This window comes from Arthrobacter methylotrophus, from assembly GCF_039539965.1.
GTDB lineage: Bacteria > Actinomycetota > Actinomycetes > Actinomycetales > Micrococcaceae > Arthrobacter > Arthrobacter methylotrophus.
In genome coordinates, this window is the sequence record NZ_BAABED010000001.1 from 4,062,142 (window position 1) to 4,086,118 (window position 23,977).

Consider the following 23,977-nt stretch of genomic DNA (forward strand, 5'->3'; position numbering starts at 1 on the left):
CTGGATGATGGCGGCCGAGAAAGCATCTGCGGCGATTCACGGACGGCACCCGCCGGAACCGTGCCGCCTGCCGCCGTCGTCCGTCACACCGCTGCTTCCCGGCGCGGGACTGAGAGAATGGAAGCATGACTGCTTCAACGCCCGGTACCACGCATCCGGCCGCTCCCGCCCTCGCGCTCCTCCTCGACATCGACGGTCCCGTCGCGAGTCCCGTGACGCGCGACGTGAGGCCGGCGATCATCGCCGATCTCGTGAGTTTGGCATCCGCCGGCATCCCTGTCCTTTTCAACACGGGCCGCTCCGACACTTTCATCCGCGAACAAGTCATGGCGCCCATGATCGCAGCCGGGATGCCCGCAGGAATCGTGGTCCACGCGGTCTGCGAAAAAGGCGCCGTGTGGTTCAGCTACACCTCGGGCGGTCCGGGACCCATCCATGTGGACCATGAACTTGCCGTTCCGAAAGCCTACGGAGACGACGTCCGCCGTATGGTGGCGGAGGACTATGCGACGCACATGTTCTTCGACGAGACAAAGCGGGCCATGGTGTCCGTCGAACAGCATCTGGACGTCCCCAACGAGGACTATCTGGCCGAGCAGAGGCTCTTCGACGCCGACGCCTTGGAGCTCATGGGCCGGCACGGGCTCTCCGCCACGCTCCTGGACCACCACGCGCCAGGGTCCGACGACGCTGCCGACTACCGCTTGGATCCCACCATCATCTCGACGGACATCGAGTCGATCCGGCTCGGCAAGGATCTCGGTGCCAGCCGTGCGGTGGAACTCCTTGCCGCCCAGGGCATCACCCCGAAGGCCTGGCGGACGGTGGGCGATTCACGCACCGACTACGCGATGGCCGATTGGCTCCACCACAATGGCCACAGCGTCAAGCACATCGACGTCCGCCCAGCGGACGGGGTGCCCAACAAGCCCTACGATGTTCTTACAGCCACAGACCTCGGCCTCGGCGAGGACGTCATTCATGACGACGCCGGGGGCGCATTCCTGCGCAGCTGGCGTGAAGCCTTGGTGGGCTGATCAAGCCCTTGACCACAACGATTCGGAGGAAAGCCATCACGGACATGGACCAGCAAGCGATTTACTTCGGTAGTCCACCTTCCGACGACGACGCGGTCGTTCCAGAACCGACATCTCCCGCAGTGGAGGAGCGCCTCAAACACCGTGCCGACGTCGTCCGCCATCGTGGCCGCTACAGCTTGCTGAACCAGAACCGCACGCCGCAGCAGGTGATGGTCGAAGACCTCCTCGTGATCCGGGCAGCGTTGGATGCGGCCGGGCTGGACTTCATACTGGTCCGCGGCAACGATCACCGGCCGGTGATCGCCGTCGACTGGAAGCTCCGGAAGAAGCTGCGCCAGGCTTTGGTTTCGGCTTTCCGGAACGAACCGTTCTACTCCATGACCGTGGATGCCCGGAAGAAATCCACCTTGCTGGTGGCGGACGGCGAGCTGTCAAGCAACCGCAAGGCCCGGATTTTCCGGCTCTTCCGGCCCCGCGTGGAACCCGGAGGCGGGCTGACCTATGGCCCTTCCTTGGGTGTGCAGCTGGAATTGTGGGAGTTCGACGGCGATCAGCTCATCCTGCCGGTGGAGAACTCCCTGACCCGTCGGACCATGCTGCGCCAGGACGCTGTCCGGGGCACGGTGGAACGCCACGGGTTGACGTGGCCGACCATAGAGAACATGTTCGCGGACCACGCGAGCGACATCGATTTCGACGTCGACATCGTCTTTTCGTGGGTGGACGGCAACGATCCGGCCTACATCGCAGCCCGCCGCGAGCAGATGAAGGACGCGGTCGTGGGTGCAGGCGATGCCCACGAGGCGCGCTTCCGGCAAATCAACGAGCTCAAATATGCCCTCCGTTCCGTGTACATGTACGCGCCGTGGATCCGCCGGATTTACATCGCAACCGACTCTCCCGCGCCCGAGTGGCTGGCAGAGCACCCGAGCGTCAAGCTCATGCGCAGCGAGGATTTCTTCAAGGATCCCGCAGTGCTGCCCACCCACAATTCGCAGGCCGTGGAATCCCAGTTGCACCACATTGAGGGCCTCTCCGAGCACTTCCTGTATTCCAACGACGACATGTTCTTCGGCCGCCCCGTAGCACCGGACATGTTCTTCACTCCTGGCGGAATCACCAAGTTCATCGAAGCCTCAACCCGGATAGGCCTCGGCGAGAACGACGCCGAACGCAGCGGTTTCGAGAACGCCGCCCGCGTCAACAGGAAGCTCCTTTGGGAGAGGTTTGGGCGTATCACCACACGGCATTTGGAGCACACAGCCGCCCCGCTGCGCCGCAGCGTGATCACCGAGATGGAGCGCGAGTTTCCGGCCGAGTTCGCCAAGACGGCCGGCAGCAGGTTCCGCGCGGCGGACAACATCTCCGTGACCAACTCGTTCTACCACTACTACTCGTTGCTCACGGGGCGGGCTGTAACACAGACGTCCGCCAAAGTCAGGTATGTGGACACCACCCTGTGGTCCGGGCTGCACTACCTGCCCACGCTCCTGGCCAAACGCAACGTGGACTTCTTCTGCCTCAACGACGGGAGCTTCCCCGAGGTGGCTGCCGATGAACGGGCTGCGCTCGTCACGGATTTCATGGAGAAGTACTTCCCTGTCAAGGCTCCGTGGGAGAAGTAGTCTCCTAGCGGGGGATCATCGCAGGGAACTTGGCGTCGGCCCTCACACCGCGTTCGTGGGTAGGCCTCTGGGGGATCCGGATCCCGGCCTCGGCCAGCCGACGCCGGGTTGCTTCGGGGCTGACATACTCGCCCACGGTCGGTGACTTGCCCAACGGCACCACCGAATGCACAATCGTTTGCTCGTAGACGTGCACCAGGTTGAAGGCTTGGGCGCCGTCGCGGCCACGGGTGCCTCCCTGCGGAACGTTGAGGTCCTGCGTGTAGCAGCTCGCAGACGCCACCGACACGGGAATGCCGGCGAACGTGGCCGTGGTGGAGTAGTGCAGGTGACCGCCCAGGATAGTGCGGACGTCCGAATTGCGCACGACGTCGGCCAGTGCTGCCTGGCCGCGCAGCTCCACGAGTATGGCGAGGTCCAGGATGCTCGGGACGGGTGGGTGGTGGAGGGCAAGAATGGTGCCGTCCGGAGCGGGTGTTTCGAGCTCCGATTCCAACCAGTCGAGCTGGTGCTGGCTCAGTTCACCGTGGTGGTAGCCGGGTACCGAGGTGTCTAGGGTGATGATCCGCAAGCCATTGACGAAGTAGCTGTGATCAACGGGGGCATCATTGTCGCTCTGGTCGAAGAGGACCGCCCGGAAATTGGCGCGGTCGTCGTGGTTTCCCATCGCCCAGATCACGCGTGCCCCCATGTCACGGCAGGCAGGTTCGACGATCGCCCGGAGTTTGGCGTAGGCGCCCGGCTCGCCTTGATCGGCCAAGTCACCTGTGAAGATCACGGCGTCGGGGCGGACCTTGGACGCATGTACTTCCGAAAAGAGCTGCCGAAGGTGGGCTTCACTATCTACCGCACCGTAAAGGGGCTCCGTTCCTCCCAACAAATGGGAGTCGCTTAAATGCAGGAGGATGTGTCCTGGCCGAGGATGTTCGGCCTCAATGAGCTCCATTGCTACCTTCGGGTCGGTAGGAGACGGCGCCTCCAGTTTCATTCCCAATAGACCCAATCCAACCAGACAAAAGGCTAACGGTGGGTAACTTACCGTCGGAATGTTGAAAAATTACTCGCGCTCACCGCGATCCCCGCTCACCTTTGCGTCATTTTCCGCCGACCCTCCTGCACTTATGCGGATACCGACGAGACGCCCGCTCACCATACGTGAGCGGGCGTCCGGGGAAACGGCACCATACGTGAGCGGGCGTCCGGGGAAGCTGGACTTCGGCGCCTGGTCGGGCCTAGGCGAGCGCCTTTTCAAGCGCCTCGATGAGCTCTTCGGAATCGGGCTCGACGGCGGACGGGAAGCGGGCGAGGACCTCGCCTTCGCGGCTGACCAAGAACTTCTCGAAGTTCCACTTGACCTTCTGTGGCTTGGACCCGTCTGCTGTCCGGGTCAGTTCTGCATACAAGGGATGCTGATTCTTGCCACGGACGTTCGACTTGCTGGAGAGCGAAAAAGAGACTCCGAAGTTACGCTGGCAGAAGTCCGCGATCTCGGCGTCGGAACCTCTTTCCTGGCCACCGAATTGGTTGCACGGCACACCCAGGATCTCGAGTCCGCGGTCGCGGTATTTGCCGTAGAGCTCTTCGAGGCCGGAGTACTGGCGGGTGAATCCACATTTCGAGGCCACGTTGACCACCAGGACGGCTTTGCCCTCGAAACTCCCAAAGTCGGCTTGGGAGCCGTCGTTGAACGTCAGTGGGATGCTGTAGAGCGGGGACATTGAATCGCTTCCTTACGATGCGGGACCTTGGCAAACTGCCGCATTCGAGTCTACGCGCGGCAGGGCGGTTGCCCGTGGTTCAGGAAAGCTTCGATTTCTAAGGCTTGGGCGCCGCAGTTGCCGTTTTGGTGCTTGTCGTGGCCGACGGCGCGGGGCTCGTGGGGGGCATCGGCGCGGGTAGGGGCGCCGCGGGGCTGGACTGGATGTGCGTCGCGGTCGGCACCGGGACAGGGGAGCTCGACGCCGGCGCGGCCGTCGGCGGAACAGTCACCGTCGGCGGAACAGTCACCGTCGGTGGAACGGTCACGGCGGGCGGCTGCGTCACGGCGGGCGCTTGCGACGGCGATTGGTTCGGTGGGCTGCTCGGCGTTGGCGCCGGCGTCGGCGTGCCCGTCAAGGTCTTGGTGCCGCTCGGGCTCGCGCTCGGCGTCGGGGTGCCAGTCGCCGTCGGACTGCTGCTGGGACTTCCGGCGCCAGTCGGGCCGGGGGTGGGCGTCGCCGTCTCACTTGGCCCACTAGGCGTACCGCTCACCGTGGGACTGCCGGAGGGTGACGCGGCCGGGGTTTGCGTTGCCGTGGCAGACTGGCTTGGCGGCGCGACCGTCGCCTCCTGCACTCCGCCGGTTACAGGCTGCTCCGCGGAGGCGGCTACCGGGTCGGTCGGCACGGCCCCCGGGACGGACCAGACAGATCCTGCCGAGGTGGCAGTTGCGGCCCCTGGCTGGTAGCTGACCATGGGGATATCGCCGAGGGGATCAACTTGCTTGGTTGGCAGGAAGGTCCAGTTCATCGGGTTCGTGTAGACACCATTGAGGATCGTTTCAAAGTGCAGATGGCAGCCTGTGGAGGAACCTGTGGTTCCCACCTTGGCAATGACCTGGCCCACCCGTATCGACTCTCCCTTGACCACGGCGATTCCTTGGAGGTGGTTGTACGTGGTGACGAGTCCATTGCCATGGTCGATCTCTACGCGGTTCCCGCCGCCCCAGGGGTGCCAGCCCACGGCCCGGACCACGCCGGCGTCGGCTGCGTAGACGAGGGTTCCGCATGCCGCTGCGAAGTCCTGGCCCCAGTGGAACTCGCCGGGCAGGCCTGTCAAGGGGTCGATCCTCAGGCCGAAGGGAGAACTCGGAACCAGCACTTCAAGGGGTGCATAGAGTTTCCCGGCGCCCGGCCGGTCGAGGGAACTGGAAGCGACGTTGAGACTTCCGACGCCGTTCTTGTCGAGGGTCTGGACCGGGGAGCGTTCAAAAGACACGGAGGCGTTGCTGCTTGCAGGGACCGAAGCCGACGACGGGTTTTGAGCCGTGCTTGCTTGCACACCGGACGTCGGGCCTTCGGTGGGCAGCATGCTGGGCGCTACCTGGCCCACGGCCGCCGAGCCGGTTGTCGTTTGCCCACCCCAACCTGGACCCTGGAATCCAAAGGCGAGGATCACCATGACAGCGAGGAAGCAGGCCGAGAGTACCCGGCCAAATTTTCTTGAGAGCACCAGATCGACAACCTGGCCAGACTCATGATGCTTACCCACAGCCACTCCTGAGACGGGCGCTCCTCCCCAGTACGGGCGCGCTTGTCCCATTGTGCGGGCTATCAATTTGAATGGGAACACTCGACTTTTTTACTTGTGCTCCTTTGGAACCACTCGCCGGAGCGTACCGGGCTACTCGCCGAGGTTTTCCTTCAGCAGTGCGCGGTGCTCGACGGCGGCAGCCGAGTGCAGTGCACGGCCGGCGTCGGTCAGCTCGAGGTACAGCGAGCGGCGGTCGTCCACGCAGGTGACACGGGACACAAGTCCGGCTTTCTCGAGCCGGTCGACCACTTTCGAGACAGCGCTCTGGGTCATCGGCGTTCGTTCCCCAAGGGCCTTCATGCGGCAGGCGGAGTCAACGCTTTCGGCGACGAGATCGAGGATTTCGAATTCGTTCAGGCCGATGTCGAACTTGGCCTCGAGGGCGCGGTCGATTGCCGCCGCGGTGCGGAAGTACGAGTTCTGGATGCTGCGCCATTGCTCAACCAGCTGGCGATCCTGCGTTGTTGCCATGGGGTGATTCTAGTCGAAACCGCAGATAAAGTCCATGTCATAAGATTCCCTATCATATTCCTTGTCATTGAATGACGCGTCATATACATTGAATCCATGACTTCACCAATCACCCTTACGAGACCTGCCGAGCAGCTCCACGCAGCCGTCCGCTGGACCCGGGCGCAGTGGCTGCTGCTCATGGTGGTGTGCACCGTCCTGGCCCTCGACGGCCTGGACGTTTCCATGGTCGGAGTAGCCCTCCCCTCGATTGGCCACGAACTCCACCTCGGGACCGGTTCCCTGCAGTGGATAGTTTCCGCATATGTCCTGGGTTACGGAAGCCTCCTGCTCTTGGGCGGCCGGCTCGCCGACCTGCTGGGGCGGCGTCGGATCTTCCTGATCGCCTTGACCGTTTTCGCCGCCGCATCGCTCCTCGGCGGCCTCGTGGATGATCCCGCCATCTTGATCGCTACGCGCTTCGTCAAGGGCCTGGCCGCGGCATTCACCGCCCCTACCGGATTCTCGATCATCACCACCAACTTCGCCGAAGGCCGCGAGCGCAATAAGGCACTGTCCATCTTCACAACTTTCGGCGCGAGCGGCTTCTCACTGGGACTCGTTGTTGGTGGACTCATGACCAGCCTGAGCTGGCGCTGGACCTTCCTGGTGTCGGTACCAATCGCCGTCGCCGTCGTCCTGCTCGGCATGCTGTTCATCCCCCGGGACAAACCGTCCACTGAAGAGAGCGGGCACGATATCTGGGGTGCGGTCACGCTCGCCCTCGGGATGCTTGGCTTGGTGTACACCTTGGTTTCAGCTCCGGAAAAGGGCTGGGGATCTGTGGCAACAATCGCCGGATTCGCCATCTCCGCCGCCGTGCTGGCAACCTTTGCCATCATCGAAAACCGGGTCAAGCACCCGCTCATCCGCTTCGGCATCCTGCGTGAAGGCTGGGTGGCCCGCGCCAACCTCAGTGCGGTTGGCTTGTTCGGTTCCTACCTGAGCTTCCAGTTCATCCTCACCATGTACCTTCAGTCGGTGCTCGGCTGGTCTCCCCTGGGCATGGCACTTGCCTTGCTTCCCACAGGGCTCTTGGTTGCAACGAGCGCGCCATTCGCGGACAGGTTCATCGAAAAATTCGGAGCTCCCAAGCTCATCCTCGCGGGCCTGACGGCGATGGGGCTGGGCTACGTCCTCTTCCTCCGCGTTGGAACCTCGCCCAACTATGTCCTGGACATTCTTCCTTCCGTCCTCCTGCTGGGCGTCGGCTTCGCCTTGGCCTTCCCGTCCATCAACGTCCAAGCGACCGCTGGAATCCGGGACTCGGAACAGGGACTGGCCGCCGGCCTCATCCAGACCAGTACGCAGGTTGGGGCCGCCCTGGTCCTTGCCGTGACCACCGCCCTCGTCAGCGGCCACGGCACCTCCGACGGCACAAGCAGCACCGTCAGCGCTGCGGCCATGCTCGATCAGTACCGGCCAGGATTGGCCCTGAGCGCTGCCGTGGCAATCGCGGCCCTGCTGGTGGCAGCGTCCCCGGCGCGCCGCCGTCGTACCTCCTAGCCCGATTTTGTGCACAGTCACCGCCCCTTAATCGATTCTTAAGGGGCGGTGGCTGTACACAAACGTGGAAGCACGATCCAATAGCTCCATGGTCAACTTCCTCAAGAAGTGGCAATCGGAACTGCGGATGACTTTCACGGGTCACCCGCAGTCGACGCCTGACTGGGTGCTGCGGCTTGCGGACGGCGACGACGCCGGATACCACCTTCCCGGCTCGGCCGTCTGGGCCGTCCACGGATCCATGGCCACGATCGTTGCGGGAATCCGTGTGCTGCTCATGCAGTCCCTGCACCCCGGCGCCTTGGCCGGCGTCTACGACCATTCGGGCTTCAAAAGGGACCCCCTCGGCCGGTTGGCAAATACCATCCGTTGGATCTTCACGGTGAGCTACGGTTCCATGGAATCAGCCCACATGGCCACCCACTTCGTGCGGAGAGTCCACGACTCCGTCAAAGGCAGCTACGTTGACGCCGCCGGGCACACCCGCGAATATTCAGCCAATGATCCCGAACTCCTCCGCTGGGTCCACGTTGCCTACGCGGATTCCTTCGTGGCGGCGCACCGGATCTGGGGCGGTGCAGTTCCCGGCGGTGCCGATGCCTACGTGCGCGAGTGGGCCCAGGCGGGCCGTTTGATGGGCGTCCAGGACCCTCCGTTGAGCCTGGCCGAGGTGACATCGGAAATGGACGGGTGGTATGCCTCCGGCCATCTGCGCGCGGACCAACGGCTCAAGGAAACCGTCGATTTTATCCGGAATCCCCCGCTGAAGGCGTCGCTTCAACCCGGCTATCGGATTCTGTTTGCTGCGGCCGTGGCCAGCCTGGAGCCCAAGTATCGGGAGCTCTTGGGACTGGAGAAGCCCCACTTCGGCCCGATACCATTGCCGTCGATTCTCGCCGCCCGGGTGGTTCTCACCGTCGTGCGCCTGACTTTGGGACGAAGCGGCCCCAGCGAACAGGCAGCCCGGCAACGGCTGCGCCGCTTGGGCTACGAGGCTTAAGGCACAAAGAAGCCCGGCGGGACGGCTTGGGGCCGTCCTGCCGGGCCTCTCTGCTTCCTTGGTGAGTTGCTAGATCAACGCGTCGGACAGGTGGTTCGGCGTGCCGAAGCGGTGCGCCGTGATGCTGATGGCCTGTTCATGCAGGAACGGCAGCATCTCGATGCGCCCGGCCGGGGTCACGGTGCCGTGGTAGATCGCGACGTCGGGACGTCCGCCGGTTGCGGCACTCAGCGCGGTGCTGTCCCCGCCGATCAGGCGGATGCGGCCACCGTCGATACCTGCCGCGGAAGCCAGCCATTCGGCGTCGTTCTGGAGGCGGGTGCTCACGCCCAGCCCGGCGAACGCCGCTACCACGGCGTCGGGAAGCCCGACGGCGGAGGACACCGTGAGTGCCGAACCCGCCACGGCGCCGGCTGCTACGACGCGAAGCAAGTCCACGAGCTTCGCGCCCTCGGACAAGCGGACGGTCACGGGGACGGACCGGTACCGGAAGACGTTGCGCTCGGCACTCAGGCCGGAGACGTCCTTGCGGGTGCCGAATTCCGTGGCCCATGCCGCGGCGTCGCTGAAGAGCGCCTTCTGCAAAGCCTCTGCTTCGCTGGCTTCAACAAGCGGGCCCGCGGCCTTGGCTGCGGCCAGGATCGAGGCAGCCGCACCCTTGAGCGTGGCACCGGGCTTGGCACCGGGCTCGGCCGGGAGCCAGCGGCCCAGCCCGACCAGGTAGTTGGGGCCGCCGGCCTTGGTGCCAGCACCCACGGCAGACTTCTTCCATCCGCCGAACGGCTGCCGCTGGACGATGGCGCCCGTGATGCCGCGGTTCACGTAGAGGTTTCCGGCCTGGATGGTGTCCAGCCAGACGCCCATTTCACCGGAATCGAGCGAGTGCAGACCGGCGGTGAGGCCATATTCGATCTCGTTCTGGATGGCGATGGCTTCTTCCAGTGTGGCCGCAGTCATGACGCCGAGGACCGGGCCGAAGAACTCGGTCAGGTGGAAGTAGGAGCCTCGCTTGACGCCGAACCGGATGCCCGGGGACCACAGCCGCCCCGTCTCGTCCAGCTTCTCCGGCTTCATGGCCCAGCTCTCACCGTCGCCGAGGGTGGTCAGTGCGTTGAGGAGCTTGCCGTTGGCGGGCTCGATAATCGGTCCCATCTGGGTGGTGGCCTGCTCCGGGTAACCCACCTTGAGCGAACGGGCAGCATCAATCAGCTGGTTGTGGAAGCGCCCGGACGTGGCAACGGAGCCCACCAGGATCACCAACGAAGCGGCGGAGCACTTCTGCCCGGCGTGCCCGAAGGCCGAGTACACGACGTCCTTGGCAGCCAGGTCCAGGTCGGCGTGCGGGGTGACGATGATGGCGTTCTTGCCGGACGTCTCCGCCAACAGCGGCAGGTCCTGCCGGAAGGATCGGAAGAGCTCAGCGGTCTCGTAGCCGCCGGTGAGGATCACGCGGTCAACGCTGGGGTGTGAGACCAGCTGGGTGCCCAGCTCGCGTTCTTCCAGCTGCACGAGCGCCAGCACTTCGCGCGGCACGCCGGCCTCCCAGAGGGCGTCCACCATGACGGAACCGGAGCGGCGGGCCTGCTTTGCGGGTTTGATCACGACGGCGGATCCCGCCGCAAGTGCCGCGAGCGTGGAACCCGCAGGAATCGCCACCGGGAAGTTCCACGGCGGCGTCACGACGGTGAGGTTCGCTGGGACGAACGTGGCGCCGTCGACCGTTTCCAGGTCCTTGGCGCGCTCGGCATAGTAATGCGCGAAATCGATAGCTTCGCTGACCTCCGGATCGCCCTGCTCGATCGTCTTGCCGGTCTCGGAAGCCATGACCTCAAGGAGTTCGGCGCGTCGGGATTCAAGGATGTCGCCTGCGCGGTGCAAGATGGCTGCCCGCTCGGCCGCCGGCATGGCACCCCATTTTTCGCCAGCCTCGACGGCGGCGGCGATAATGCGGTCAAGCTCCTGGGGGCTACTGACCTTGCTTGCTTCAACGATCGCGTTGCCCGCGGTGGAGCCTGGAATGCGCTCCAGGATGGCCCGGCCCCAAGCCCGGTTGGCGGGCAGGGCGGGATCCGTGTCCGGGGTGTTGGCGAAGCCCTGGTTTGTTGTGGAAGCCGAGGGCTTGTTGCGGTCCTGTGTGCGGTTGGGGGCCGGAACGGCGTCGTCCAGCTCCGCGAGGGACGCGAGGAAGCGCTGCTTTTCGCGTTCGAACAGGGATCTGCTTTCTGGGGAGTTCCCCCCAAGTTCGAACACCGCAGACATGAAGTTATCCTGGCTCGCGCCCTCTTCCAGGCGGCGGATCAGGTAGGCGATGGCGACGTCAAACTCGCCCGGGTGAACCACCGGCGTGTAGAGCAGAAGGCTGCCGACATCCTTGCGCACTGCCGTGGCCTGGCCCGTGGCCATTCCGAGGAGCATCTCGAACTCGATGCCTTCAGTTACTCCGCGTTCCTTCGCCAGCAACCAGGCGAACGCCACGTCGAAGAGGTTGTGGCCGGCGACGCCGATGCGCACCGCGTCGATGTGCTCGGCAGTCAAGGCGTAGTTGAGGACACGCTTGTAGTTGGTGTCCGAATCCTGTTTGGTTCCCCAGGTGGCGAGTGGCCAGCCCTGAATGGACGCCTGGACCTGTTCCATGGGCAGGTTGGCGCCCTTGACGACGCGGACCTTGATGGGAGCGCCGCCGCTGGCCCGCCGGGCCGCGGCCCATTCCTGCAGTTCCTGCATGGCCGAGAGCGCGTCCGGAAGGTAGGCCTGCAGCACGATGCCGGCTTCAAGGTTCTTGAATTCAGGCTTGTCCAGAATCCTGGTGAACACGGCCATGGTCAGGCTGAGGTCCTTGTATTCCTCCATGTCCAGGTTGATGAACTTGGGCTTGGAGAAGGATGCTGCCAGCCGGTAGAGCGGGGTGAGTTTCTCCACCACGTGGTCCACGGCTTCGTCGAAGGCCCAGAGCGAGTGCGGTGCCACCGTGGAGGATTCCTTGATGGAGACGTAGTCGACGTCGTCCCGCGCCAGGAGCTTGAGGGTTCCTTCGAGCCGACGGCTGGCTTCGCGTTCGCCCAGAACAGCCTCGCCCAACAGGTTCACGTTGAGGTGGACACCGTTCTGCTTGATCTTGGCGATGGCCGGGCCAAGTTTGGCGTCCGTGGCGTCCACGATCAGGTGGCCCACCATGTCACGGAGGACCCTGCGGGCGATCGGAATGACCACTTGCGGAAGGACCGGAGCCATGACGCCGCCGGTACGCACGGCAGCCCGCATATACCAGGGCAGGAAGGCCGGGACTTTCGGGGCAAGCTTTGCCAGGTTGCGGCCGGCCACGGACAGATCCTCGGGGCGGATGACGCCGTCGACGAACCCCACCGTGAAGTCCAAGCCGTTCGGGTCCTTCAAGACGCCGGCGAGGCGTTGTGCTGAAACGTCGACGGGCACCTTCGAGGCTTCGGTGAGCCAGTGTCGAACCAGCTGGATGGCTTCGTAGGCCAGCTCTTCGTGGGCCAGTTCCGGGTGTCCGGATTCCGGGGTGGACTGCGTCCTGGCGTCGATGCTCTGATCCCGGGTTGGTGTGCTCATGCGTTGGGTTTCCTTTTGGTGCGGAGAGAGCTTTGTTTCCCTCAGTATGGATCTACAATCAGATTAGGAAAAGCGATCTTTTCTGAAGAATATTCATTAGATTTCTCGAGCCATCTGGAGAGCCGAATGCTGGATGTCCGCAGGCTGCGCTTGCTGCACGAATTGAAGATCCGCGGAACACTCGCCGAGGTGGCCGACGCCATGAAGTACAGCCCGTCGTCGGTGTCCCAGCAATTGACCTTGCTGGAAAAGGAGGCCGGCGTGAAACTGCTGAGAAAGTCCGGGCGACGCGTCCAACTCACCCCGCAGGCCGAGATCCTCGTGGAACACACGGCGGCCTTGCTGGCCACGCTGGAACGCGCAGAAACGGACCTTGCAGCCTCCCTTTCCACGGTGACGGGAACGGTGCGGCTGGCAGTGTTCCAAACGGCCGCCCTGGCCCTCATGCCGGATTTCCTCACCATCATGAAGGGCCAGTACCCGGAAGTGCGCGTGGAGATGATCCAGCGCGAACCCGAGACAGCGCTCTATGAAACCTGGGCCCGCGACTTCGATATTGTGGTGGCCGAGCAATACCCCGGACACGCCGCGCCGCACCACCCCGGACTCGACCGGGCCACCCTGACCAGCGACGCGATCAGGCTGGCCACTCCCCCGCCCGGCCTGGGAGGTGAAACTATTTCCTCGCTCGCGGACACGGCGGCGCTGCCGTGGGTCATGGAACCGCGCGGCGCGGCGTCAAGGCACTGGGCGGAACAGGCGTGCCGCTCCGCGGGATTCGAGCCCGATGTCCGCTACGAGACCGCCGACCTCCAAGCGCAAATCCGCCTTATCGAGTCCGGCAATGCCGTGGCCCTCATGCCGGACCTCGTCTGGACGGGCCGGAACACGCCAGTCCAGCTACTGGACCTTCCCGGGCTACCCAAGCGGACGGTCTTCACTTCAACACGCACCGCCGGCCGCATCCACCCGGCAATTCTGGCGTGCAGGGAGGTGCTGGAACGGGTGGCCGCGGAGCGTGCATAGGGGTTAAAGGAGCGCCCAATCCGAGGTTGGCGCCGAGGACGCAAAAAGGCCCCGGTCTTTTGGACCGGGGCCAAACGCGGAGAATGGGGGATTTGAACCCCCGAGGGCGTTAACCCAACACGCGTTCCAGGCGTGCGCCATAGGCCGCTAGGCGAATTCTCCATGCTTCTGAATCAAAAGCAGACTCCACTGTACCCGAGAATTTCGGCATCGCCCAATCGGGACTTTCAGGGTGCCGGCGGGCCTTTCTTACCGTTAAACGTAAAAATGGACGCCCCCAATGCGTCCATTCTTCCGGCACTCCGTTGAGCTGCTGGGTCCGGCCCCTGAAACCAGGCCCTGCAGCTCACAATCTTGAGATTGCCCCAATCGGTGTACATACTAATGGTCCGCTACGTTTCTCCGTTAGGCAATGGAGATCAAAAACCATCCTTTGACCTGTTTCTAAGCGGCCGCTGGAAGAATGGGCGGCATGAGCCAACTACACGCCCTCGTTGCCTACGTCCCGGCCTCACACAGCGAGGACGTGCTAGTCGCCATGGGGGACGCCGGGGCCGGCAGAATCGGCAACTATTCCCATTGTTCCTTCACCACACCAGGGACGGGACGCTTCACCCCGCTGCCCGGGGCCCAGCCGTTCATCGGGGCCGTGGGACAAGGTGAATCGGTGCGGGAAGTGCGCGTCGAGTGCGTGGTTGAGGCGGACATGCTCGACGCGGTGGTGCAGGCCCTGCGCTCAGCGCATCCCTACGAGGAACCTGCCTTCATGACGTGGCCAGTGAACGGTTGGCGCTAATCCACCAGTGGACATGCCCTCCCCTAGCTTCTAGCACTGGACATAAGCCCAGTATGTCCACTACTTGGCTCACACGCGGGACATGTCCCTTGGAGTCAGGGAGCGTACGGGGGACATGTCCAGTCCCTGGCTCAAGCAACGGGCATGTCCCCCGGAACCAAGGACCAAAAGCCAGGACAACCGCAGATTCGGAGGGCTCGATAACTTCGGGTAAGCTTGTCGACGGCCCCTCATGTGGCGTCATCCTGTTGAACTCCCCCAGGACCGGAAGGTAGCAAGGGTAGATGGGCTCTGGCGGGTGCATGAGGGGTCTCTTATTTAAATGTCAGTCCCTATAGCTAGGTTTCCCCTGTGACTGTTACTACTGCGCTTTACCGCAGATATCGCCCGGATTCGTTCGCGGACGTTATCGGGCAGGAACACGTCACGGAGCCGCTCATGACGGCCTTGCGCAAGAACCGCGTCAACCACGCCTACCTCTTCTCCGGTCCCCGCGGTTGCGGAAAAACCACGTCCGCCCGTATCTTGGCCCGCTGCCTCAATTGCGCCGAAGGCCCCACGGACACTCCCTGCGGCAAGTGCAACAGCTGCGTTGAGCTGGCCCGCGGCGGTTCCGGTTCCCTTGACGTCATCGAGATCGACGCCGCCAGCCACGGCGGCGTGGACGACGCCCGGGATCTCCGCGAGCGCGCCACCTTCGCCCCGGTCCGGGACCGCTACAAGATCTTCATCATCGACGAAGCCCACATGGTCACCTCCGCAGGATTCAATGCGCTGTTGAAGATCGTCGAAGAGCCGCCGGAACATATCAAGTTCATCTTTGCCACCACGGAGCCGGACAAGGTCATTGGCACCATCCGCTCCCGCACACACCACTACCCCTTCCGGCTGGTGCCGCCCGAGCCCTTGATGAAGTACCTCGAGCTCCTCTGCCAGCAGGAGAACGTGCCTGTGGCTCCGGGCGTCCTCTCCTTGGTCATCCGGGCCGGCGGCGGCTCGGTGCGCGATTCCCTCTCCGTGCTTGACCAGCTCATGGCCGGCGCCGGACCCAACGGCCTGGACTACGAGCTCGCCGTGGCGCTGCTTGGGTACACGCACGCTTCTCTACTCGACGACGTCGTGGAGGCAATCGCCGCGTCCGATTCCGCCACGGTCTTCCGCGCTGTTGACCGTGTCATCCAAACAGGGCATGATCCCCGCCGCTTCGTCGAGGACTTGCTGGAGCGGTTCCGGGACCTCATCATCGTCCAAGCCATGCCGGAAAGCGCCCAGGCCATCCTCCGCGGCATGCCGGCGGACCAGATCGCCCGCATGCGCAGCCAAGCCAACAACCTCGGTGCCGCGGAGCTTTCCCGCGCGGCCGATGTCACCAATACCGCGCTGACCGAAATGACCGGCGCCACCTCGCCCCGGCTGCATCTCGAGCTGCTGTGCGCCCGGATTCTGCTACCCAGTTCCGAACAGACCGAACGTGGCATCGCGGCCCGGATCGACCGCGTCGAACGCCGCCTCAACTATGGCGGCGCACTTCCCGCAGCGGAAGCCCACGCCGCGCCCGCAGTCGCCGCGGCCCCGTCCATTGCTCATGCTCCGGCCGGGCGCCCGGCTGAGCAGCCAGTGAAGCGCACGACGGCGGACGCCAGTTCCGTTTCCGCCTCACCAGTGCCCGCCTCACCAGTGCCCGCCTCACCACTGTCCGCCTCACCAGTGCCCGCCTCACCAGTGCCCGCCTCACCGCTGTCCGACTCGCCAACGTCCGGGCCGGTCCCGGTCACTAAGGCTCCGGTTTCCGACATTCCATCTGTTGCGGAGGCCCATTCCAGGGAGCAACTGATACCGCCGCGGGTGTCCACCAGTGACTGGCCCGTCGATGAGGCCAGGCCGCCGGCCAGCCGAGCCGGCGCCGAAGCCGACATACATCCTCACGCGCCTGCCGCAGCCCATGCAGCGCAGCCCGTTGCGCAGGCGCCAGCGGTTCAGCCAGCGGTAGACCAGGAACGGGCGCAGCCCGTGACCGCACAAGCGGCAACCCAAGGTCCCCCGGCAACTCAAACGCCCGCGCCAGGACAAGCCGTTCGTCCGGCTACCGGTGGCCCCGACGTCGAGGTCATCCGGCGGGCTTGGCCCGAGATCCTCCAGACGCTGACCAAGATCAAGCGCAGCAGCTGGGCGCTGGTTGGAGCCAACGCGCAAGTGGCACAGTTCGACGGCCAACTCCTGACTCTGGCGTTCAGCACTGACGGATTGGCGAGCGCCTTCAGCCGGGCAGACCATGCCGAGAACCTGCGCCAGGCTATCCACAAGACGATCGGCATCGACTGCCAGATCATTTCCGTTGTCGGCGGCAACAGCTCAGGCAGCTCTGAACCAAACCCAAAAGCACCGGCTGACCCGGCGGGCCCGGGCGCCTCCGCAATGGTGCCGTCCGCCGTGGACAGCGCATGGGGCCTTGCCCCTGCACCACAAAGCACGGCTGTCCCTGAGCCGGCCTCCGGAGAGATACACGCGTCCCAACCGACCCGGGCCCCGGAGACAACTCCGGCGCACCCACCGGTTCCCCTCGCAGAGGGTCCCGCCGCAACAGCAGTCACTGTGCCGCCCACACCTGCAGGCCCAGCGTCACCCGCCGACCCGGGCGCGGACTACTCGTATTCGGACGGCGACTGGGGTCCCCCGCGCGACGAGGATGTTCCCTCGTTGGACGAAGAACCGCCAATGGATTGGGAGCCATCAAATTCTTCTGGCGTCGCCGCCAGGCCTGCGGCCGGCCCCGATGCCCCGCCGATGGCCACGGGGCAGACCTCCACTCAGGTTCGCGCCGCAACTCCCGCGGTGGACGGCTTAGGCTCCGGCGGCTCGGGCCCCAGAGACCCTGTCTCAAGCAACAAACGCTCCCCCAAAGCAGCTCCGGAAAAGAAGGGCCCCGAAGATCCTTGGTCCAGGGCCGTCGAGCAGGCGCCGGGGTCGTGGGTGGTCGGCTCCGAATCCAACGTTGGAAACGCGGCTTCAGGCAACTCAGCCCCTGTAGGGCAGGCCGAACCTGCCGGGCAAGCCGATCCCGCCCTGCAGCCGCTGTCCAGCCCCGTCTATGAACCAGCCGCCGCGCAGATTCCAAGCCAGACCCCTGCTCCGGCCACAGGCTCAGCGGGCGTCGCGGAAATCTCCCCCTCCACAGTGGCACTCGCCCAGGCCACGAACCACGCTCCACCACCGGTCCAAGTAGTACCGTCGGCGCCTTCCGGGACCGGGAAGCAAAGCCTCTATCAGCGGCTTTCGAACAGCCCCGAAGCCTTGGCTGGGCGCGGGCAGGCACCCGTGCGGGCCGCTGCTCCCGGCAGCGTGGTGGAAGACATCCCCAGCGCGGACGACGAGACGATCGAGGAGTCGGGAGTCTTTGGGCGTGCCGCCGTCGAGCGTATTCTGGGCGGAAAGCTACTGGAGGAACGGTCGCTGGACGGCAATCCTTTGGTGCGCCGCTAACAACCGGACACCCTAACAGCGCCCTGGTGGGCCCGCATGATGTTCCGTGAGGAAACTCAGGATCCACACAGTGCGCGCCCGCACCAAGGTGCCACCAAACTGCGACGCCCGCGGAACAGCAACGGCGTCGACATCGAACGAACGAGGACATTGTGTACGAAGGCGCAGTACAAGAGCTGATTGACGAGCTCGGCCGGCTCCCCGGCGTCGGGCCGAAGTCGGCTCAGCGCCTGGCCTTCCATATCCTCGAGGCTGATCCCGAGGACATGAAGCGACTGGTCGCGGCCATCACCACTGTCAAGGAACGGGTGAAGTTCTGCACTGTGTGTGGCAACGTCACCGAACAGGAGCTGTGCAACATCTGCCGCGATCCACGACGCGACCCCTCCGTGATCTGCGTGGTCGAAGAGTCCAAGGATGTCTTGGCGGTAGAACGCACGCGGTCCTTCCGTGGCCGTTACCATGTGCTGGGCGGCGCCATCAATCCGATCGCCGGCATCGGGCCGGAACAACTCCGCATCCGCGAACTCCTCACGCGGCTCAACGACGGCGCCATCCAGGAGATCATCATCGCGACCGATCCCAACCTTGAAGGCGAAGCGACGGCAACCTACCTTGCCCGCATGCTGAAGTCGATCGGCATCACGGTTACCAGGCTTGCTTCCGGGCTCCCGGTCGGCGGCGATCTGGAGTATGCGGACGAAGTCACCCTCGGAAGGGCCTTCGAGGGGCGCCGCAACGCCTTGATGTAAGCCTCTAAGCGATCCGCGTGTCCCGGGCCAGCCGATGTGCCGGGGTCCGCGGCGAATGCCAGCCCAGCCACAGGCTGCATATTTCCTGATAGTACGCCGCGTTAGAGCGCCTAGGCGTCCATCAAGGGGCGGATATTTGGTCACAATTCCCCGGCCCGCGGCGCCCGGCGATAAACTGGCCACATAAGCCACGTAGCCGTGCCGTTAGCTGGCCACGCAACGTATGATCCCCAATTTAGCAGTGAGGGTGCGCGCATGAGTTTGCCCACTACCGATGTGAAGACCGAAGACTTGACCGCGCAGACTGCCAAGACCAAGCAGCTGATCGTTCAGAAGTTCGGTGGCTCCTCGGTGTCCGACGCCGAGGGCGTCAAGCGTGTCGCCCGCCGCGTGGTTGACGCACAAAAGGCCGGCAACGAGATTGTCGTGGTGGTCTCGGCCATGGGAGACACCACGGACGAACTCCTTGATCTCGCCGCCCAGGTCACCGATTCCGCTCCCGCTCGTGAGATGGACATGCTCCTCTCCGCAGGCGAGCGCATTTCCATGGCTCTGCTCGCCATGGCCATTAACAAGTTCGGTGCCTCGGCCCAGTCGTTCACCGGCTCGCAGGCCGGCATGATCACGGACGGCATCCACGGCAAGGCGCGCATTATCGACGTCGACCCGCACCGCATCCGCACCGCGTTGGACAAGGGCCACATCGCCATCGTGGCCGGGTTCCAAGGCATGAGCCACAACACCAAAGAGATCACCACCCTTGGCCGCGGCGGGTCGGACACTACTGCGGTGGCTCTGGCCGCTGCGCTTGAAGCGGATGTCTGCGAGATCTACACGGATGTGGACGGCATCTACACTGCGGACCCGCGCGTGGTTTCGACAGCCCAGAAGATCGACCGTATCTCCAGCGAGGAAATGCTCGAGTTGGCGGCTTCGGGTGCCAAGATCCTGCACTTGCGTTGCGTGGAGTACGCCCGCCGCTTCGGGGTGCCCCTGCACGTCCGTTCCTCATTCAGCCAGAACGAAGGCACCTGGGTCCTACCCAGCGCCGATGACAAGATCACGATTCAAGAGGGAGTTGCCTTGGAGCAGCCAATCATCTCCGGCGTTGCACACGACCGTTCAGAAGCCAAGGTCACAGTGGTGGGCGTCCCGGATATCCCCGGCAAGGCCGCCGCGATTTTCCAGGTCATCGCCAAGGCACATTCGAACATCGACATGATCGTTCAGAACGTGTCCACCCACGGCACTGGGCGTACCGACATTTCCTTCACCCTGCCCATTGTGGAAGGCGCCGACGCCCTCGTCGCGCTCCGTGCGGCACAGCCTGAAATCGGCTTCGAAGCCATCGAATACAACGAAAACGTCGGCAAGCTTTCCCTGATCGGCGCCGGCATGCGTTCGCACCCGGGAGTTTCGGCGACGTTCTTCAAAGCACTCTCCGACGCCGGCATCAACATCAACATGATTTCCACCTCGGAGATCCGCATCTCCGTGGTCACCCACGCCGACCTGCTCGATGACGCCGTTCGCGCCATCCACAAGGCATTCGAGCTCGACGGCGACGCCGAGGCAACCGTCTACGGTGGCACCGGCCGCTAGGCTATGTAGCTATCAACAGATCACGCAAACGCTCGGCTGGGTATCCAGCCGAGCGTTTGCGGTTTCGTGGGGCGACTCATGAGAACGGCCCTCCCGGACGCGGTCCGCTGGGCTCTGGCCGTCGCTACGGACGTCGGTGGATCGACTTGTAGCTGAGGTAGGCGTTCAAGCCCTCGATGCCGTATTCGGTGCCAAGTCCCGAGTCGTGGCGGCCGCCGAAGGGCGCGGCATGGTTGGAGGCGAAGAAGTTGATGCCCACTGATCCGGTGTCCATCCGGTCCGCGACGGCCAGCGCAGCCTCCGGGTCATGCCCGAACACGAGCCCGCCCAGGCCGAACTCGGTGTTGTTCGCGAGCGCAACCGCCTCATCAACACTGCCACCGGTGTCGTCGTATTTCAGGACGCAGATGACCGGACCGAAGATCTCCTCGCGGGAGATCCGCATGTCTGGGACGACGTCGGCGAATACGGTGGGTTCCACGAAATACCCGTCTTCGAGGCCGCCGCCCAGGCGCGCCGCCCGCCCGCCGGTGGTGGCCCGGGCGCCTTCGGCTAGCCCCGATTCGACGTATTCCAGAACGGTCCGGTACTGCGATTCCGTGGCGCACGGGCCGAATACCGTCTCGGGATCCAGCGGGTCCCCCTGCTTGCCAGCAGCGATCGTGGCAGTGACCATGTCCACCACTTCCTCGTAGCGGCTCGCCGGGGCAAGGATGCGGGTGGCGATGTAGCAAGTCTGTCCGGTGTTGCGCATGGAGGAGCGGATCAGGACCTTGGACATGGCATCCAGATCCGCGTCCGGCAGCACAATCGCGCTCGACTTTCCACCGAGTTCCAGAGTGACGGGACGCAGCAGCTCCCCGCAGGCGGCGGCGATCTTCCGGCCCACCGGAGTTGAGCCTGTGAAGGCCACCTTGTCCACGCCGGGGTGCTTCACCAACACGTCGCCGAGCCTGCCGGAGCCAGTGACGAGGTTGACCACGCCGGCAGGGACGCCGGCGGCGGCTACGGCGTCAATGATGACGCGGATGGACAGCGGGGTGGGCGACGCGGGTTTGATCACCACTGTGCAACCGGCGAGCAGTGCCGGGGCCAACTTGATGATCACCAGGTTGATGGGGAAGTTCCAGGGCGCGATCAGCGCGCACACTCCCAGCGGGTCGCGCCGGACCACGGATTCGCCGCCGCCTCGCGGGAAGGGGCGCACGTCCTCCCGCTCGAGGTAGTCGGCGAGGGTTGCGAAGTAGCGGAAGATGCCGGCCGCGTTGGCCGCAGCGCCGGCGGATTCGGCCACCGGCGAGCCGTTTTCGCGGGAGTTGGTCAGGGACAGCTCCTCGGCCCGTTTCTCCACTTCCTCTGCAATCCGGAGCAGGTACGCAGCCCGCTCGGACGCGGCCAGCCTGGGCCAATCGCCTTGAAAGGCGCGCTGGGCGGAGCCGACGGCGGCGTCCACGTCTTCCGGCGTGCCGTCCGGTACCGAGCCCCAGACTTCGCCCGTGGCCGGGTCGGTGACCGGGTTCCGGCCGATACCGCGCGAAGGCTGCCAGGCGCCGTCGACGAAGATAGTGTCCACATGCGTGTGCGGCAGGTTCAGCTCCGTGCGCGCAAGCAAGGCAGGTGAAGGATGGGTGGCAGAGGTCATCGGATGACTCCCGTCTTGAGCAGAGCGTTGGACCGGTTGAGGTCGGCCGTCGCCATGTCCACGGCGGCCTGGGTGATGAGTTCGGGCACGATTTCGGCGGCGAGCCGGTCGGTGTAGGTGGCCGGGTCCATGGCGAACCAGGATGATGCCAGCGAGATCCCGGCGCGGTCGAAACGCCACAGTCTGTCGGCGTCGCGCATCAAAGCATCCTCCAGGGACCGGGCCACGGGCCGGGTGTCATGGCCGTCGATGATTTGACAGACGCGTTCCACGAACTCTGCTGAATAGCCGAGACCGGGCAGCACCCTGCGCGCCACGTTGCAGCCCTCCTGCTCGTGCTCGTAGCGGATGGCAGCTTTCCGCCAGTTGCCAGTGAAGCCCTCGGAGATGATGCGAGATTCATCCACATGGGCCCACCCGGTGTCGTGCAGCACGGTGGCGACGCGCACCAGTTCGGCGTCAGCGTCGGGGTACGCCCGGCACAGCCGTTCGGCGTATGCCAGGGAGATGGGCAGGTGGATATCATTGCCGCGGGTCCGGGTTTCCTGGACAACGGTCTTCCACAGCGCGTCGAGCTCCCCAAGTGCAGCCGGGGTGTTGCAGATGGCGGTGGTGTCTACCGGGCCAGCGGCGGGAACGGGCCGAACGCTGTACTCCGCAGCGAAGGCTTCGGCCGCCACATCCGGTTCAGCGGCGGGGCCAGCGTCCGTGGGGCCGGAGGCGACCGGAGTCTTGGGGGTGCTCATAATGCTCCTTCAGGTGGGCCAAGCTGCTGTCCGAGTACAGTTAGCTGCCCGTGGTGATGGTCTTGAGTTGCGTGGCGGGGTCCGCTGCAGCGTCGGCCGGGATGTTCTGGCCCTTGGCCAGGGCGTTTTTTACCGCCATGAAATCCAGCGGCGCATTGACACAGTCAGCGGCAATGACCTGGCCCTGACGGTAGTAGAGGACGGTGAATTTGCCGCGTTCCTTATCGCGCCGGAGCACCGTCTGGTCGAAACCGTTGCACAGGCCCGCGATCTGCAGCTTGAGGTCGGCTTGGTTGGACCAAAACCACGGGATTCCGGCGTATTCCTCGCGTCTTCCTGTGAGCGAGTAAGCGGCCACTTTGGCATGCTCGATGGCGTTGTTCACGCTCTCCAGCCGGATCCGTTCGCCTGTTTTGGAACCTGGCACGGGGTTGGGCATATTGGCGACATCCCCCACCGCTACTGTGGTGCCGTCCGAAGCCAGCGCGAACCGGTCCACCACGACGCCGTTGTCCACGACCAGGCCCAGCTGCTCGGCAAGTTGTGTATTGGGGATAACGCCGATACCTATCAGCACAATCTGCGCTGGCAGCACTGTGCCGTCCTTAAGCTCGACGGCGGCGACTCGAGTCTGTTCCTTGCCTGCGGCGGTGTCCGGGGCGAAGCGCGCAGCACTCGTGTTGAGTCGGATGTCCAGGCCGCGGGCGCGGTGCGCCTGCAGGAAGTACTCGGCCGTTTCCTCGCCGACGGCGCGCCCCACGAGCCGAGGACCGAACTCCAACACGGTGACGTTCTTGCCCATTTTCTGCAGGCTGGACGCGGCTTCGAGGCCGATGAATCCGCCGCCGATCACCACCACATCCTGCGCGTCCGCTACCCGGGCCTTGAGCGCCAGGGCGTCGTCGGCGTTGCGCAGATACAGCACGCCGTCGAGGTCCGCGCCCTCGATCTCCAGCTTACGGGCACGGGCACCGACGGTGAGGGCGAGCCGTTTGAAGGGGAATTGTTTCCCCGCGGAAGAATGGGCCACCCCGGAGCCGTCGGCCTCCTTGTCGATCCGGACGATGTATTCGCCCTTGACCAGGTCCACGTTGTGCTCGGCCCAATACTCGCTGGAGCGGAAAATCAGGGATTCGCTTTCCACGGTGCCCTGGAGAAACTCCTTCGACAGGGCCGGGCGCTGGTAGGGTCGGTGGTCTTCGTCGCCAAGCAGGGTGATGTGCTCGGCGAAGCCGAGCGCGCGGAGCGAGACTGCGAGCTGGACGCCGGACTGGCTCGCGCCGATGATCAGCAGGCCGGTCCGGCTCTGCTTGCCCAACGCGGCTGCGGTGTTGGTCTGTTCAGCTGCCGCGGCGGAACTCTGCTCGGCGACGATATTAGTGCTCATG

General features: G+C 64.5%; 18 protein-coding genes, 1 tRNA gene and 1 other RNA gene. 11 read left to right on the forward strand and 9 right to left on the reverse strand.

Translation table 11 applies throughout. From position 1 onward, the window contains the following. Positions 1-125 precede the first annotated feature (125 nt). Both ABD884_RS20955 and ABD884_RS20960 read left to right on the forward strand, forming a co-directional pair. On the forward strand, positions 126-1,037 hold the full coding sequence (locus ABD884_RS20955; protein ID WP_345051283.1) for a Cof-type HAD-IIB family hydrolase: 912 nt from the start codon (positions 126-128) through the stop codon (positions 1,035-1,037). A gap of 44 nt (positions 1,038-1,081) precedes the next feature. Further along, entirely contained in the window at positions 1,082-2,665 is a 1,584-nt protein-coding gene (locus tag ABD884_RS20960; protein WP_345055123.1) for a stealth family protein, read from the forward strand. A 4-nt stretch (positions 2,666-2,669) separates the two neighbouring features. Here ABD884_RS20960 and ABD884_RS20965 read toward each other — a convergent pair whose 3' ends face one another. From ABD884_RS20965 to ABD884_RS20980, 4 genes are all read right to left on the reverse strand, one after another. Then, positions 2,670-3,611 carry a phosphodiesterase gene (locus ABD884_RS20965; protein ID WP_345051286.1) on the reverse strand — a complete coding sequence of 314 codons (942 nt, stop codon included), beginning with the start codon at positions 3,609-3,611 and terminating at the stop codon, positions 2,670-2,672. Positions 3,612-3,897: 286 nt separating this feature from the next. After that, entirely contained in the window at positions 3,898-4,383 is a 486-nt protein-coding gene (locus ABD884_RS20970; protein WP_345051288.1) for a glutathione peroxidase, read from the reverse strand. Positions 4,384-4,480: 97 nt separating this feature from the next. Continuing rightward, a complete protein-coding gene (locus ABD884_RS20975) occupies positions 4,481-5,914 on the reverse strand; it encodes a peptidoglycan DD-metalloendopeptidase family protein (protein WP_345051293.1) in 1,434 nt (477 codons plus the stop codon). A 132-nt stretch (positions 5,915-6,046) separates the two neighbouring features. Next, positions 6,047-6,427, reverse strand: coding sequence for a MarR family winged helix-turn-helix transcriptional regulator (locus ABD884_RS20980; protein ID WP_028265733.1), 381 nt, complete (start codon positions 6,425-6,427; stop codon positions 6,047-6,049). 96 nt (positions 6,428-6,523) lie between these two features. Here ABD884_RS20980 and ABD884_RS20985 point away from each other — a divergent pair, with 96 nt between their 5' ends. Together ABD884_RS20985 and ABD884_RS20990 are read left to right on the forward strand one after the other, a co-directional pair. Then, positions 6,524-7,972, forward strand: coding sequence for an MFS transporter (locus ABD884_RS20985; RefSeq protein WP_345051298.1), 1,449 nt, complete (start codon positions 6,524-6,526; stop codon positions 7,970-7,972). Between the two features lie 88 nt (positions 7,973-8,060). Next, positions 8,061-8,972, forward strand: coding sequence for an oxygenase MpaB family protein (locus ABD884_RS20990; protein WP_345055128.1), 912 nt, complete (start codon positions 8,061-8,063; stop codon positions 8,970-8,972). Between the two features lie 69 nt (positions 8,973-9,041). On the opposite strand, the gene ABD884_RS20995 is transcribed toward ABD884_RS20990, so the two are convergent. Continuing rightward, positions 9,042-12,545 (reverse strand): proline dehydrogenase family protein, encoded by a 3,504-nt coding sequence (locus tag ABD884_RS20995; protein ID WP_345051302.1) that lies wholly within the window; start codon positions 12,543-12,545, stop codon positions 9,042-9,044. Between the two features lie 126 nt (positions 12,546-12,671). Between ABD884_RS20995 and ABD884_RS21000 the strand changes: the two genes are divergently transcribed. Continuing rightward, positions 12,672-13,571, forward strand: a complete 900-nt coding sequence (locus ABD884_RS21000; protein ID WP_345051306.1) for a LysR substrate-binding domain-containing protein — start codon at positions 12,672-12,674, stop codon at positions 13,569-13,571. A 77-nt stretch (positions 13,572-13,648) separates the two neighbouring features. On the opposite strand, the gene ABD884_RS21005 is transcribed toward ABD884_RS21000, so the two are convergent. After that, positions 13,649-13,733, reverse strand: a tRNA-Ser gene (locus tag ABD884_RS21005). A gap of 310 nt (positions 13,734-14,043) precedes the next feature. Here ABD884_RS21005 and ABD884_RS21010 point away from each other — a divergent pair. From ABD884_RS21010 to ABD884_RS21035, 6 genes are all read left to right on the forward strand, one after another. Beyond that, the gene (locus ABD884_RS21010) at positions 14,044-14,367 is read left to right on the forward strand and encodes a YqfO family protein (protein WP_345051309.1); all 324 of its coding nucleotides are present in this window, start codon (positions 14,044-14,046) and stop codon (positions 14,365-14,367) included. A gap of 82 nt (positions 14,368-14,449) precedes the next feature. Next, a complete protein-coding gene (locus ABD884_RS21015; RefSeq protein WP_345051314.1) occupies positions 14,450-14,581 on the forward strand; it encodes a hypothetical protein in 132 nt (43 codons plus the stop codon). A gap of 7 nt (positions 14,582-14,588) precedes the next feature. Then, positions 14,589-14,685, forward strand: an RNA gene (gene ffs, locus ABD884_RS21020) — signal recognition particle sRNA small type. A 33-nt stretch (positions 14,686-14,718) separates the two neighbouring features. Next, the gene (locus ABD884_RS21025) at positions 14,719-17,847 is read left to right on the forward strand and encodes a DNA polymerase III subunit gamma and tau (protein WP_345051317.1); all 3,129 of its coding nucleotides are present in this window, start codon (positions 14,719-14,721) and stop codon (positions 17,845-17,847) included. A gap of 152 nt (positions 17,848-17,999) precedes the next feature. Further along, a complete protein-coding gene (gene recR / locus ABD884_RS21030; RefSeq protein WP_028265726.1) occupies positions 18,000-18,599 on the forward strand; it encodes a recombination mediator RecR in 600 nt (199 codons plus the stop codon). 255 nt (positions 18,600-18,854) lie between these two features. Beyond that, positions 18,855-20,201 (forward strand): aspartate kinase, encoded by a 1,347-nt coding sequence (locus ABD884_RS21035; RefSeq protein WP_345051321.1) that lies wholly within the window; start codon positions 18,855-18,857, stop codon positions 20,199-20,201. Between the two features lie 124 nt (positions 20,202-20,325). Here ABD884_RS21035 and ABD884_RS21040 read toward each other — a convergent pair whose 3' ends face one another. Genes ABD884_RS21040 through ABD884_RS21050 form a run of 3 tightly spaced genes read right to left on the reverse strand, consistent with a single transcriptional unit; the run spans position 20,326 to position 23,976 of the window. Next, positions 20,326-21,843: an aldehyde dehydrogenase family protein gene (locus ABD884_RS21040; RefSeq protein WP_345051326.1), complete on the reverse strand. Its 1,518-nt coding sequence runs from the start codon at positions 21,841-21,843 to the stop codon at positions 20,326-20,328. Next, entirely contained in the window at positions 21,840-22,589 is a 750-nt protein-coding gene (locus ABD884_RS21045) for an HD domain-containing protein (protein ID WP_345051328.1), read from the reverse strand. Before ABD884_RS21045 ends, ABD884_RS21040 begins: the two co-directional genes overlap by 4 nt. A 40-nt stretch (positions 22,590-22,629) precedes the next feature. Continuing rightward, positions 22,630-23,976: an NAD(P)/FAD-dependent oxidoreductase gene (locus ABD884_RS21050; protein ID WP_345051330.1), complete on the reverse strand. Its 1,347-nt coding sequence runs from the start codon at positions 23,974-23,976 to the stop codon at positions 22,630-22,632. Position 23,977: the final 1 nt, after the last annotated feature.